The 12,597-nt window shown below is 42.1% G+C and carries 15 protein-coding genes and 1 pseudogene; 3 read left to right on the top strand and 13 right to left on the bottom strand.

From position 1 onward, the window contains the following. The 9 genes and pseudogenes from OOA_RS20345 to fkpA all read right to left on the bottom strand — a co-directional run. Positions 1–69: pseudogene (locus OOA_RS20345) on the bottom strand (GTP-binding protein); the annotation flags it as partial. Between the two features lie 77 nt (positions 70–146). Beyond that, complete coding sequence (gene fusA / locus OOA_RS14210) at positions 147–2,273, bottom strand: elongation factor G (RefSeq protein ID WP_008912850.1); 2,127 nt, start codon at positions 2,271–2,273, stop codon at positions 147–149. Positions 2,274–2,356: 83 nt separating this feature from the next. Further along, complete coding sequence (rpsG, locus tag OOA_RS14215) at positions 2,357–2,827, bottom strand: 30S ribosomal protein S7 (protein WP_008912851.1); 471 nt, start codon at positions 2,825–2,827, stop codon at positions 2,357–2,359. Positions 2,828–2,923: 96 nt separating this feature from the next. Continuing rightward, entirely contained in the window at positions 2,924–3,298 is a 375-nt protein-coding gene (gene rpsL, locus OOA_RS14220) for a 30S ribosomal protein S12 (RefSeq protein WP_004923923.1), read from the bottom strand. A gap of 135 nt (positions 3,299–3,433) precedes the next feature. Next, a complete protein-coding gene (gene tusB, locus OOA_RS14225; protein WP_008912852.1) occupies positions 3,434–3,721 on the bottom strand; it encodes a sulfurtransferase complex subunit TusB in 288 nt (95 codons plus the stop codon). 20 nt (positions 3,722–3,741) lie between these two features. Continuing rightward, a complete protein-coding gene (tusC, locus tag OOA_RS14230; RefSeq protein ID WP_008912853.1) occupies positions 3,742–4,101 on the bottom strand; it encodes a sulfurtransferase complex subunit TusC in 360 nt (119 codons plus the stop codon). A gap of 8 nt (positions 4,102–4,109) precedes the next feature. After that, entirely contained in the window at positions 4,110–4,511 is a 402-nt protein-coding gene (gene tusD, locus OOA_RS14235) for a sulfurtransferase complex subunit TusD (protein ID WP_008912854.1), read from the bottom strand. After that, on the bottom strand, positions 4,508–5,212 hold the full coding sequence (locus tag OOA_RS14240; protein ID WP_008912855.1) for a helix-turn-helix transcriptional regulator: 705 nt from the start codon (positions 5,210–5,212) through the stop codon (positions 4,508–4,510). The genes tusD and OOA_RS14240 overlap by 4 nt, the downstream gene beginning before the upstream one ends. Before the next feature lie 406 nt (positions 5,213–5,618). Then, positions 5,619–6,371 carry an FKBP-type peptidyl-prolyl cis-trans isomerase gene (gene fkpA, locus OOA_RS14245; protein ID WP_008912856.1) on the bottom strand — a complete coding sequence of 251 codons (753 nt, stop codon included), beginning with the start codon at positions 6,369–6,371 and terminating at the stop codon, positions 5,619–5,621. A gap of 345 nt (positions 6,372–6,716) precedes the next feature. On the opposite strand from fkpA, the gene OOA_RS14250 reads away from it, so the two are divergent. Then, complete coding sequence (locus OOA_RS14250; protein WP_008912857.1) at positions 6,717–6,938, top strand: SlyX family protein; 222 nt, start codon at positions 6,717–6,719, stop codon at positions 6,936–6,938. Positions 6,939–7,002: 64 nt separating this feature from the next. On the opposite strand, the gene slyD is transcribed toward OOA_RS14250, so the two are convergent. The 4 genes from slyD to kefG form a co-directional block, all read right to left on the bottom strand. Then, positions 7,003–7,599: a peptidylprolyl isomerase gene (slyD, locus tag OOA_RS14255; RefSeq protein ID WP_008912858.1), complete on the bottom strand. Its 597-nt coding sequence runs from the start codon at positions 7,597–7,599 to the stop codon at positions 7,003–7,005. Positions 7,600–7,686: 87 nt separating this feature from the next. Next, a complete protein-coding gene (locus OOA_RS14260) occupies positions 7,687–7,890 on the bottom strand; it encodes a YheV family putative zinc ribbon protein (RefSeq protein WP_008912859.1) in 204 nt (67 codons plus the stop codon). Positions 7,891–7,901: 11 nt separating this feature from the next. Beyond that, positions 7,902–9,707, bottom strand: coding sequence for a glutathione-regulated potassium-efflux system protein KefB (gene kefB / locus OOA_RS14265; protein ID WP_008912860.1), 1,806 nt, complete (start codon positions 9,705–9,707; stop codon positions 7,902–7,904). Next, positions 9,707–10,261 carry a glutathione-regulated potassium-efflux system ancillary protein KefG gene (kefG, locus tag OOA_RS14270; RefSeq protein WP_008912861.1) on the bottom strand — a complete coding sequence of 185 codons (555 nt, stop codon included), beginning with the start codon at positions 10,259–10,261 and terminating at the stop codon, positions 9,707–9,709. The genes kefB and kefG overlap by 1 nt, the downstream gene beginning before the upstream one ends. 118 nt (positions 10,262–10,379) lie before the next feature. Between kefG and OOA_RS20645 the strand changes: the two genes are divergently transcribed. Beyond that, entirely contained in the window at positions 10,380–10,556 is a 177-nt protein-coding gene (locus OOA_RS20645) for a hypothetical protein (protein WP_158467577.1), read from the top strand. 41 nt (positions 10,557–10,597) lie between these two features. Beyond that, a complete protein-coding gene (locus OOA_RS14275) occupies positions 10,598–12,535 on the top strand; it encodes an ABC transporter ATP-binding protein (RefSeq protein WP_008912862.1) in 1,938 nt (645 codons plus the stop codon). The last annotated feature ends 62 nt before the right edge of the window (positions 12,536–12,597 follow it).

Raw genomic sequence — 12,597 nt, forward strand, 5'->3', positions numbered from 1 at the left:
ATGGTCAACGTGGCCGATTGTACCAACGTTAACGTGCGGTTTTGAACGTTCAAATTTTTCTTTAGACACGACTCTATTCCTTATGGAGTTCCCTCTTCACTCTGAAGAGAGAACTTAATTAAAGTAGTTAAATCGATTAAAACCGATTATTTTGCGTTACGAGCTTCGATAACAGCTTGTGCAACGTTGTTTGGCGCTTCATTGTACTTCAAGAACTCCATTGAGTATGAAGCACGACCTTGAGTCTGTGAACGCAGGTCAGTAGCGTAACCGAACATTTCTGACAATGGTACTTGTGCACGAACGATTTTGCCAGTAGCCATATCATCCATACCTTCAATTATACCACGACGACGGTTCAGGTCACCAATTACGTCACCCATGTAGTCTTCAGGTGTTTCCACCTCAACTTTCATGATTGGCTCAAGTAGAACAGGTTTCGCTTTTTTGAAGCCGTCTTTAAATGCCAGTGATGCAGCAAGTTTAAACGCCAGTTCAGATGAGTCAACATCATGGTATGAACCGAAATGCAGACGAACACCCAATTTAACTACAGGGTAGCCAGCTAATGGGCCTGATTTCAGCTGCTCTTGGATACCTTTATCAACGGCAGGGATGTATTCACCAGGGATTACACCACCTTTGATTTCGTTGACGAACTCATAGTTCATCGCTTCGCCGTCTTTGTCTTTCTTGTCAAGTGGGTACATATCGATAATGACATGACCATACTGACCACGACCACCAGACTGTTTAGCGTGTTTACCTTCAATATCCTGAACTGGAATCTGGATAGTTTCACGGTAAGCAACTTGAGGTTTACCAACGTTCGCTTCAACTTTGAATTCGCGACGCATGCGGTCAACCAGAACGTCCAAGTGTAATTCACCCATACCAGCGATGATGGTTTGACCCGTTTCTTCATCACTTGATACGCGGAATGATGGATCTTCTTGAGCCAAACGACCCAATGCGATACCCATTTTTTCTTGGTCAACTTTAGTTTTTGGTTCAATTGCAACAGAGATTACTGGCTCTGGGAATTCCATACGCTCTAAGATGATTGGTGCATCAATAGCACACAAAGTATCACCAGTAGTAACATCTTTCAGACCGATAGCTGCCGCGATGTCACCAGCGCGAACTTCTTTAATCTCTTCACGCTTGTTTGCGTGCATCTGAACGATACGACCAAAACGTTCTTTTTTAGACTTAACTGGGTTCAATACAGTGTCACCTGAGTTTACTAAACCAGAGTAGACACGGAAGAACGTTAAGTTACCAACGAACGGGTCAGTTGCAATTTTAAATGCTAGTGCAGAGAACGGCTCATCATCACTTGCATGACGTTCAGCCGGAGTATCTTTACCATCATCCAGAATACCATTAATTGCCGCAACATCAGTTGGAGCTGGTAAGTATTCGATAACAGCATCTAGCATCGCCTGAACACCTTTGTTCTTAAATGCAGAACCACAGGTAACCAGAATAATTTCGCTTGCAAGAACGCGTTGACGAAGAGCTGCTTTGATCTCTTCTTCTGTCAGGTCTTCACCGCCCAGATATTTTTCCATCAGTTCTTCTGATGCTTCTGCTGCGGATTCAACTAAGAAGTTATGCCACTCTTCAGCGAGTTCTTGCATGTTTTCAGGAATTTCTTCGTATTCGAAGGTAACACCCTGATCTTCATCGCTCCACTTGATCGCTTTCATTTTGACCAAGTCAACAACACCAGTGAATGCTTCTTCAGCACCAACTGGTAATTGCAGTGGAACTGCAGTTGCTGCCAAACGTGTTTTCAATTGCTCAACAACACGCAGGTAGTTAGCCCCCATACGGTCCATTTTGTTAACGAACGCAATACGTGGAACTTTATATTTGTTAGCCTGACGCCATACAGTTTCAGACTGTGGCTGAACACCACCAACTGCACAATAAACCATTACTGCGCCATCAAGAACACGCATTGAACGTTCTACTTCGATTGTGAAGTCAACGTGTCCTGGGGTGTCGATGATGTTAACACGGTGTGGCTGGAACTGTTTTGCCATACCAGACCAGAAAGCAGTAGTTGCTGCAGACGTGATAGTAATACCACGCTCTTGCTCCTGCTCCATCCAGTCCATAGTTGCAGAACCTTCGTGCGTCTCACCAATTTTGTGGTTTACGCCTGTATAAAACAGAATACGTTCAGTCGTTGTTGTTTTACCGGCGTCGATGTGTGCACTGATACCGATGTTACGATAGCGCGATATGGGCGTTTGACGGGCCATGTTTTCCTCTCTCGTGGGCGTTCAATTCATCATATAAAGGGTAGCGAAAGGCTACCCTAAGAAACATCACTAACTTGGTGCAATTACCAACGGTAGTGAGCGAACGCCTTGTTAGCTTCTGCCATACGGTGAACGTCTTCACGTTTCTTAACAGAGGAACCTTTGTTCTCTGCTGCATCCGATAATTCGTTTGCCAGGCGCAGAGCCATTGACTTATCACCGCGTTTACGAGCAGCATCAACGATCCAACGCATTGCCAGAGCATTACGACGAACCGGACGAACTTCTACAGGAACTTGGTAAGTTGAACCACCAACACGGCGGGATTTAACTTCAACAGTCGGACGCACGTTATCCAGTGCTAATTCGAATGCATCAAGTTCAGTCTTACCAGAACGCTGAGCCAGGGTCTCAAGCGCGTTATATACGATTGCTTCAGCAGTAGATTTTTTCCCGTCTACCATCAGGATATTCACAAACTTGGCCAGTAATTCTGATCCGAACTTAGGATCTGGAAGAATTTTACGTTGACCAATTACGCGACGACGTGGCATGGATATTACTCCGTTGTTAATTCAGGTTTGTCCAAAACTCTACAAGAGTATTTTGACATTAAGATTAAAATGTTTGGCCTTACTTAACGGAATCCATTAAGCCTTAGGCTTTTTAGCACCGTATTTAGAGCGGGCTTGTTTGCGGTCTTTAACACCAGAACAGTCCAGCGCGCCGCGAACGGTGTGATAACGCACACCTGGCAAGTCTTTAACACGACCGCCACGGATCAGGATTACGGAGTGTTCCTGCAAGTTGTGGCCTTCACCACCAATGTAGGAAGAAACTTCATAACCGTTAGTTAAACGAACACGGCACACTTTACGTAGTGCTGAGTTTGGTTTCTTAGGAGTGGTAGTATATACACGAGTACATACGCCACGTTTTTGCGGGCATGCTTCCAGTGCTGGAACGTTGCTTTTAACAACTTTCGAGCTACGAGATTTGCGTACCAGCTGATTAATAGTTGCCATTATTAAAAAAGCTCCTGGTTTTTTGCTTCGTAAACACGGATTTCAACCTCGTTCGCCAGTATGACAATACACGAGGACGCGAAATTTTATTGCCGACTGGCTCAGGTGTCAAGAAATATACAACTTTTAACGTCTTTATAGGGCAAAATGCTGTTTATGGACAACAGTTAGCTGAACAAAATCCTGATATGAGGCCAAAATCACATCTTTTGAAATCATATTCTGCAACCCACGGGCATTAACATCAGCCTCTAATGCATAAACTTGTGCGCCTACTTGCTGGAGTTGACTAAGATGCGTTGACTGATGAACCGCTGCAATGACACCATCTTGAATCAGTAAAACTGCACTATCAGGCATTATAAGCCGTAAGATTGCCGTAAAGTCACAATGAAAAGGTGAAGTCGCTATAGTATAAAGCATAGAGAAGATCCTACAACAGATCAAAATTTAAGCACAACATCACAATCAAATAGTTTATCTCTTATTTGTTTCGCACTGATGACACTGGCATCAACAACCCACTCGCTATGCTCACAAATCCCTCTATCTTTTAGAGAATCAGCACAAAGATAAATATTATCGATATCGTAAAGAGGCAATATTTTGAATGTAGAAATATAGTCTCTCGCTAGAATTTCATTTGGTTTTTGATTAGCAAGTAACTGGCAGACACCATCTGATAGGAAAAAAATACTAATATCTTCAGTCAGCGCCGAGGTAGCAAGTAGCGCATCTAACCCCTCTCGACCACTGGCATTTCCATGAGGCATTGATGTAAAAACAAAAGCAAATTTTTTCATTCATAACCTCAAAAGCGAATCGTTCTATCTGTGGTTATCATGGCTTCAGCAAGACTGCCTAATCCACTCATGATAAAACCATCACCTATGTTACTGGCAATAAGTGATAATATGTCAGCCTGTTCTTTGTCTGTAACTCCACGACGCAATGCCGCGGAAACACAAATATGCATTTCACAACCTGATTTTTTCGCAAGTTGCTGCCATGCTTTGATTAAATTGAACTCATCATTTGCTGGTGATGTAAATGCATTAGCATTAGAAACCCCTTCACTATAAAAAAAAAGTGTTTTTAAGCTATGCCCTTCTTCGAGCAATGCATTCGCAAACTGGTAAGCACTCGATGCTTGTTGAGTACCATAAGCAGGCCCCGTCACTAGCAGGCAGTAAGTTAGATTTTGTGTACTCATTCCTCACTCTTGAACTGACGAATATAGAGATAAACCGTATGTTTAGAGATGTTTAGACGATCTGCGACTTGGTTGATCGCATCTTTAATATCAAAAATACCTTTCTCATACAGATTGAGCACCACTTGTTTGTTTTTTGCATTGTTAGAGACATTACGGTCTGCACCGACTTCCTCAATGGTGAACTCTAATGTTTGAGCAACAAGGTCATCGACTGAAGATGCAAAGTTGACGTCTGAAGTAATTTCTTGTTTTTCTTCAGGAACGAAACTTTTAATAATTTCAGAAAAAGGCACATCAAGATTCATGTTAATACATAAAAGGCCAATAACACGTTGGTTACGATTACGGATAGCAATCGTGACTGATTTCATTAAATCGCCACTTTTTGCTTTTGTAAAATACGCTTTTGATACATTTGATTTTTCATCTGCCATTTCATGCAGCATTCGCAACGCAAGATCTGTAATTGGGGAGCCAATTTTACGTCCTGTATGTTGTCCATTCGCTATTCTAACAGCTGAACTTTTTAAATCTTCCAAAGAGTGAAGGACTATTTCACAGTGTCCACCGATCAACATAGCTAAACCATCAACAGCAGCTTCATAGGATTTTAGAATTTCATGATCAGTCTGTGTAAAAGGCTCGTTATCCAATAAATTGATATCATTGTGATCGTTTGAAAGTACTGAGTTAGACATTTTTAAACACCATCCTTCGAATGTACGAAAATTCACCGCGCTGACTAATGAGGCGTTAATTGTTCGATGCTTTTACCTTCATTTTATTGTTTGTCGTCAGCAAATACAGTGAGAAATAGAAAAGCTGAATATAGTGAAGTTAAAACTACGGGAAGCCGCCGTCAAGCAGTTGAGTACAAGACAGTTTGTTTTATCACAAGTTTTAAACATAAAAACCATTATTTCTAGCAAATAAACAATAAGCTTATTCAAAATCAATTTGGATGGTATATTTTACAATTACATGCAAGTAATCAATATGCTACTCAAGTTTTTTGTTTTATTTATTAAATTAAACAAAAAAAATTAATAGTGCCTTAACGCAAAAAACCCAGACAAGCTGGGTTTTTTAGACTGCGACACAAAATTATTTTGCAGCTGGTTTGATATCTAACAATTCAACATCAAATACCAGTGTTGAATTTGCAGGGATACCAGGTACACCGTTTTCGCCATAAGCAAGGTCAGCAGGGATAACTAACTGGATTTTACCACCTTTTTTGACATTGACTAAGCCTTCAGTCCAACCTTTAATCACTGAGTTTAATGGAATAGTCAGAGGCTCATTGCGTCCATATGAACTATCAAACTCAGTTCCGTCAGTCAGCATACCTTTGTAGTGAACAACAACAGTATCGTCAGCTTTAGGCTTAGCACCCGTTCCTTCTTTTTCAATTTTGTACAACAGGCCTGATTTAGTTTTAACTACGCCTTTTTCTTTAGCATATTTTTCACGATATTCAGCACCAATTTTTTCATTAGCAGCTGATTGATCTTTCATTTTTTTCTCAGCAGCTTCTTTGACTTGGCCTTCGAACTGACGCAGTGTTTCTTCAACTTCTGCATCTGTCATTTTGCTTTTATTGTTAAATGCATCTTGAACACCAGCCAGTAGCTGTGTTTTATCTAAATTGATGCCAATCGTTTTTTGCTCATCCAATGAGTTTTGCATATAACGACCTAAAGATGCACCTAATGCATAAGCATTACGTTCTTCAGTTGATTTAAATGCGCTACTTGTTGGCGCTTTTGCGGTTGTTTCAGCCGCGATCACTTGGGGAGCAGCAAAAGCTAATGCTAATGTTGTTGCCAGAAGACTTGCCTTAAACAGTGATTTCATCCTAATCTCCGATTTCTATTATTATAAGTTGTTACCTAATTCTTTATTATGAGTAAACCTTTTTCAGTATATACTCGCTAGACTTCAAATTGCATCGTCGTTAACTGTACTCAACAATTCGATTCACATTATCATTGATATTCGCGAACAAGCTTCGTTTATCGTCAACATGCAACTCGAATTATTTCAAGCATAGAATCATAAGTAACAGAATGACTACTTAGACAACATTAACAAAAAGAGGTTTCAACGCCTATCTCTTTAACTAAAACTTATCTATTGATTTGTAATGTTCGGTTATTATGATGATTTTTTTATGATGAGAAGCCATAAGGAGAACCTAAAATGGATTCATCTGACACTTTTGAGCAACGTCTTGAACTTTTAGAAAGCAAAATTGCTTTTCAAGAAATTACCATCGAACAGCTCAACCAAATCATTACGGATCAGCAAATGCAGCTATCTAAAATGCAAGAGCATATACGTTTTGTGGCCGAAAGAATTAAATCCTCTCAGTCATCTCACCTTGCCAGGCCAGATGAAGAGACACCTCCACCACATTACTAATGTGGACCGGTAGCAAATACAAAAAAGGAAAGCCTAGGCTTTCCTTTTTTTAATATATTGTTGCTTAGTGGCAACCACAACCACCGTGTTTATGGCCGTGATCTTCACTTTTGCCACCACCACAACAGCCGCTTTCTTCACCATGGCTATGACCACCACCACAGCAACCACCTTCGTGATCATGATCATGGCCGTCAGCACCATGAACGTGACCATGTGCTAATTCTTCTTCAGTTGCTTCACGGATACCCATGACTTCAACATTGAATTTCAGGTTTTGGCCTGCCAGCATATGGTTACCATCAACGATAACTTCATCGCCTTCAATACCAGTTATTTCGACAGGTACTGGACCCATATCAGTATCAGCCAAGAAGCGCATGCCAACTTCCAGCTCTTCAACACCCATAAATACATCTTTTGGTACGCGCTGAACTAAATTTTCATCATATTGACCATAAGCGTCATCTGATTCAACTTCAACATCAAAGTGATCACCAACAGCACGACCTTCTAATGCTTTTTCTAGGCCAGAAATTAAAGAACCGCGGCCATGTAGATAGTCGAGTGGCGCATTTGCCGGGGACTCATCAACTAAAACACCATCTTCTGTTCTTACTTGATAAGCCAAGCTGACTACCAAATCGTTTGCTACTTTCATGACATCTCCTACTAACCATCAGGCAAAAAAATTTTGATAATTGTACCGGAAAACAAGACAGCTGTATTGAGAATTGACAAAATTCTCTCATTCCGGAGTGAAAATTCCGATTACTTTTTCCTGTTTTCTCACATGAGGCGTTGCATCATCGTTAACTTGACGCTGTTGCTCCCCACATTTTACACATTCAACAATATCAATCTTATCTTCCCGCCACATCATCAAAGTGTCTTGTGATTGGCATTTAGGACAGGTTGCACCTGCAATAAATCGCTTACGTGTTGACGACATTTGACTATCCTTTATTCATCACGGTTCCAACTGTGCGGCTGCCTATGCTCTCTTAGCATCTCTTTTTCAAACAGCTCATTTAATTCACGCCGAGCCTCTTTTACACGGGAAATTTGGCCGCTATCCCCTTCATTTTCAGGAATGATTTCTCTTAGCACTCGCATATCTAGTCGACGAAAATGCTGTTTAGCACGATAAGCTTTATGAGGATGCATACCTGTGCTGATCAATGCCTTACTGCCGAGTTCCAATGCACTAGAAAACGTCTCGCGGCTAAAATCTTGTACACCACTTTGTAGAAGCTCATGAGCTTCTACACGACCTTTAGCTCTTGCAATAATATGCAAATTAGGGAAATTATCTTGGCATAAGCGCACAATTTCCATCACTTCTTCAGGTACATCGCTGGTGATCACAATCGCTTTTGCTTTTTCAGCGCCAGCAGATCGCAGAAGCTGTAATTCCCGTGCATCACCGTAATAGACCGTATAACCATAACGACGCATAGTGCTAATTGCCGTGACATCCTGTTCAAGTACCGTTATTTTGACTTTATTCGCCATCAATAAGCGCCCGACCACTTGCCCCATACGCCCAAAACCGACCAAAATAACATGTGGGTCATTATCTTCGACAAATGGCTTTTCAGTTGAGGCGGGTTGGCGATTATAACGATAGTTAAGATAGGCATCTATCAGCTGCATCACAAGAGGCGTTGTCATCATAGAAAGAGTGACCACTACTAGCAAAAGATCCATTTGCATTTCATCAATCACGCTAGCCCCGGAAGCTGTCGCAAAAATAACAAAAGCAAACTCACCGCCTTGGCTTAGTACACCAGAAAACTGTGCTCGTGCGCCATTGCGTAATTTAGCTACCCAACTGAGGGTATAAAGTACCAGCGCTTTGACTGCGACCAAAATCACCACACCAAGCAATACTTGAGGTAGATACGACCAGAGAATTTGCAGATTTAGCGACATACCTACGGAGATAAAAAACAATCCCAGCAGTAAGCCTTTAAACGGTTCAATATTAATTTCTAACTCGTGACGGAATTCAGTCTCTGCCAACATGACACCCGCCATGAAAGTTCCAAGCGCCATCGAAAATCCAAGGCTTTCCATTATTAACGCTGAACCCAGAACGACAAGCAGTGCTGCTGCCGTAAAAATTTCATGAACGCCTGATTTAGCGGCGAGGCGAAACAGTGGACGCAATAAGTAACGACCTACAACCCATAGCCCAGCAAAGGCGATAACTTTTAAGCCAATACGATACCAATCATTACTTGCAGTATCGCCAGCCAAAAGAGGAATTAATGCCATAATCGGGATCACGGCCATATCTTGGAATAGCAGCACGGAAAAGCCAAGTTGCCCACTCTCTTTGTTAGACATGCCCTTTTCATTCATCAGCTGTAATGCCATCGCTGTTGATGACATGGCCATTCCGAGCCCACCTACTACTGCGGCCTGCCAAGAAAATTTAGCTAAAAAGAGTAGCCCACCCATGATGGCGGCAGTCACAAGTACTTGAGCCGCACCCACACCAAAAATAGAACGACGTAATTCCCAAAGCTTTGAAGGCTTAAGTTCCAGCCCTATCAAGAACATCAGGAATACCACCCCCATTTCAGAAAAATGGAGAATGTCATCAACGTTACGAATAAAACCAAAGACAAAAGGCCCGATAACAATCCCCGCAAGAAGATAACCGAGCACTGCACCCAAACGAATTTTCTGCGCTATAGGCACCATCACCACACCAGCACAGAGAAAAATAATCACCGACTCAAACAGGTTGAGTTGTTCCATTAGGATAAGCCTCCTGTTTGCAGTGGCTGCTGCAACCACTCACGGTATCCTGCAATAATTTGTTGTAATTGATCTTTATTCTGCCTTCGCGCCGCATAAATCACACTCGGCTCCAACCATTGCATATCACACATCGCCGCTGTCAGTTCAAAGGGGCGTAGAATCTCATTGAGTGGATAACGGTTGTATCCTCCGTGTTGATAAGCTTCTTGTGGCTCACCAGTCGTAATGATTGATCGCCAATATTTCCCTTTTAATTTTTGATAACCGACATCTGTCGCAAAACGGCGAGTTAAAACACGGTCAAACCACTCTTTTAATAAGGCTGGGCAACTGTAGGTATAAAGCGGGTGCTGAAAGACAATGACGTCATATTGGCACAACAGTTTCTGCTCAGCTGTCACATCGATAAAATAATCAGGATAAATCGCATACAAATCATGCACCGTGACATGCTCCAAATCCTCTATTGCCTCTAACAAGGCTTTGTTTGCGACAGACTCCTCAGAGTCTGGATGTGCGTAGAGCACTAATACTTTCGGCTTATTTGACATCTTCCCCCCTCAAAGGCGTGTCAGACGGATAATTTTCCGTTACCATGCTCGCAGGAGCTATTGATCTTTGCTGCGTATTTTTACTACACTAATTGATTGACATAACAGCAATGCCATTATGCCATCTATTGATGTGATTAAAAAAACATCAATACAAAACCAAACAGCAAATAAAAGTGCTCTTTGGGTTCAATTAAAAATTGGCTCTCAAAGATCAACAGCCCCTAACAAATATCATTTTTTACGCCCAGTATTTTGTATGGCAGCAATCACTGCATGCCCGTTAAAAAACTGAGGGTATATTTTAATTTAACATATTTTCAATTGACGGCAGCTATGATTGTTTTCTCTTCATTACAAATTCGCCGTGGCGTACGTGTTTTACTCGACAATGCCACTGCTACTATTAATCCCGGTCAAAAAGTCGGGTTGGTAGGTAAAAACGGCTGTGGAAAGTCGACACTGCTCGCCTTACTTAAAGGTGAGCTACAAGCTGAAGCTGGCTCCGCCACATATCCAAGCACATGGGCTTTAGCTTGGGTCAATCAGGAAACTCCTGCACTTGATATCCCCGCCCTTGAGTATGTCATCGATGGCGACCGTGAATTTCGTGCTCTTGAACAGCAATTGCAATTGGCTAATGAGAAAAATGATGGCCACGCGATTGCAGTTCTACACGGCCAGCTCGATGCCATCAATGCATGGACTATCAGTTCACGCGCATCTAGTCTGTTGCATGGCCTTGGTTTTAGCCAAAATCAATTACAAGAACCGGTGAAATCCTTCTCTGGTGGATGGCGAATGCGTCTCAACCTTGCGCAGGCGCTGCTTTGTCGCTCAGATTTATTGCTCCTCGATGAACCGACCAACCACCTTGATTTAGATGCGGTGATTTGGTTAGAGAAATGGTTAAAAAGCTATTCTGGCACATTAATATTAATCTCGCATGACCGCGATTTCCTTGACCCGATTATTGACAAAGTTCTGCATATTGAACAAGAGAGCATGTTTGAATATACGGGTAACTACTCGTCATTTGAACGTCAAAGAGCAACTAAACTGGCTCAGCAACAATCATTGTATGAAAGCCAACAGCTTCGAGCGGCACATTTACAACGCTACGTCGATCGCTTCAGAGCACAAGCCACAAAAGCTAAACAAGCACAAAGCCGTATAAAAATGCTCGAAAGAATGGAGATGGTTGCACCCGCTCTCGTCGATAACCCATTCCATTTTTCATTTCGCAAACCAGAAAACTTGCCCAATCCATTACTGAAAATGGAGAAAGTCAGTGCCGGTTACGCCGATACAATTATCTTAAAATCAATTAAATTGAATTTAGTACCGGGTTCACGTATTGGTCTATTAGGCCGTAATGGCGCGGGTAAATCGACATTAATTAAAATGCTCGCGGGTGACTTAGAACCATTACAGGGCACTATATCTCTGTCTAAAGGCATAAAATTAGGCTATTTTGCCCAGCATCAGCTTGAATATTTACATGCTGATGAATCGCCTTTACAGCACCTTGCAAGGCTTGCACCGCAAGAAACTGAGCAGAAATTACGTGATTATTTAGGGGGTTTTGGCTTCCAAGGCGACCAAGTAACTGATCCAAGCGGCCGTTTCTCTGGTGGAGAAAAAGCCCGTCTAGTGCTCGCATTGGTTGTTTGGCAAAGACCTAACCTATTGCTGCTGGATGAACCAACTAACCATCTTGACTTAGACATGCGCCAAGCCTTGACCGAAGCCTTGATGGATTTTGAAGGTGCATTAGTGGTGGTATCGCATGATAGGCATTTATTACGTTCAACAACTGATGACTTGTATTTAGTCCATGATGGTTTAGTCGAGCAATTTGATGGCGACCTAGAAGATTACCAACAGTGGCTAGCTGAGCAAAATAAAATAGATCAGCAACAAGTCCGCGACCAGCAAGAGAAAGAGCGTCCTGCTAGCGTTGCGACAGTGACTGCCCAAGATAGAAAAGACCAGAAGCGCCGTGAAGCGGAATTTCGTCAGCAAACTCTACCTATCCGTAAGAAGTTGACTGAGCTAGAAAAGAAAATGGAAAAACATTCTGCGGCACTAGCTGAATTGGAGACAATGCTTTCAGATCCTGCTGTCTATGAGCAAGAACGCAAAACACAATTATCAGAGTGTTTGAAGAAGCAAACTGAGCAAAAATCAGCATTAGAAGAAGTTGAAATGGAGTGGATGGAGCTGCAAGAGCAGCTAGAAGCCATGACAACTGAGCTTGAATCTAACGCTTAGCCGCTTAATTAATAGGGAGTCAATTAATTGACCCCCTTCTCTCTTTACTACCTTATAGCCTT

The sequence above is a fragment of the Providencia burhodogranariea DSM 19968 genome (assembly GCF_000314855.2).
In the GTDB taxonomy this organism is placed as follows: domain Bacteria; phylum Pseudomonadota; class Gammaproteobacteria; order Enterobacterales; family Enterobacteriaceae; genus Providencia; species Providencia burhodogranariea.

Bases quoted from the DNA above. Each gene is read 5' to 3' on its own strand.
- rpsL (WP_004923923.1), bottom strand. From the start codon at position 3,298: ATGGCAACTATTAATCAGCTGGTACGCAAATCTCGTAGCTCGAAAGTT.
- tusB (WP_008912852.1), bottom strand. From the start codon at position 3,721: ATGCTTTATACTATAGCGACTTCACCTTTTCATTGTGACTTTACGGCA.
- tusC (WP_008912853.1), bottom strand. From the start codon at position 4,101: ATGAAAAAATTTGCTTTTGTTTTTACATCAATGCCTCATGGAAATGCC.
- OOA_RS20645 (WP_158467577.1), top strand. From the start codon at position 10,380: ATGCCATCTATTGATGTGATTAAAAAAACATCAATACAAAACCAAACA.
- slyD (WP_008912858.1), bottom strand. From the start codon at position 7,599: ATGAAAGTAGCAAACGATTTGGTAGTCAGCTTGGCTTATCAAGTAAGA.
- fusA (WP_008912850.1), bottom strand. From the start codon at position 2,273: ATGGCCCGTCAAACGCCCATATCGCGCTATCGTAACATCGGTATCAGT.
- OOA_RS14260 (WP_008912859.1), bottom strand. From the start codon at position 7,890: ATGTCGTCAACACGTAAGCGATTTATTGCAGGTGCAACCTGTCCTAAA.
- OOA_RS14240 (WP_008912855.1), bottom strand. From the start codon at position 5,212: ATGTCTAACTCAGTACTTTCAAACGATCACAATGATATCAATTTATTG.
- OOA_RS14250 (WP_008912857.1), top strand. From the start codon at position 6,717: ATGGATTCATCTGACACTTTTGAGCAACGTCTTGAACTTTTAGAAAGC.
- kefG (WP_008912861.1), bottom strand. From the start codon at position 10,261: ATGTCAAATAAGCCGAAAGTATTAGTGCTCTACGCACATCCAGACTCT.
- rpsG (WP_008912851.1), bottom strand. From the start codon at position 2,827: ATGCCACGTCGTCGCGTAATTGGTCAACGTAAAATTCTTCCAGATCCT.
- OOA_RS14275 (WP_008912862.1), top strand. From the start codon at position 10,598: ATGATTGTTTTCTCTTCATTACAAATTCGCCGTGGCGTACGTGTTTTA.
- kefB (WP_008912860.1), bottom strand. From the start codon at position 9,707: ATGGAACAACTCAACCTGTTTGAGTCGGTGATTATTTTTCTCTGTGCT.
- tusD (WP_008912854.1), bottom strand. From the start codon at position 4,511: ATGAGTACACAAAATCTAACTTACTGCCTGCTAGTGACGGGGCCTGCT.
- fkpA (WP_008912856.1), bottom strand. From the start codon at position 6,371: ATGAAATCACTGTTTAAGGCAAGTCTTCTGGCAACAACATTAGCATTA.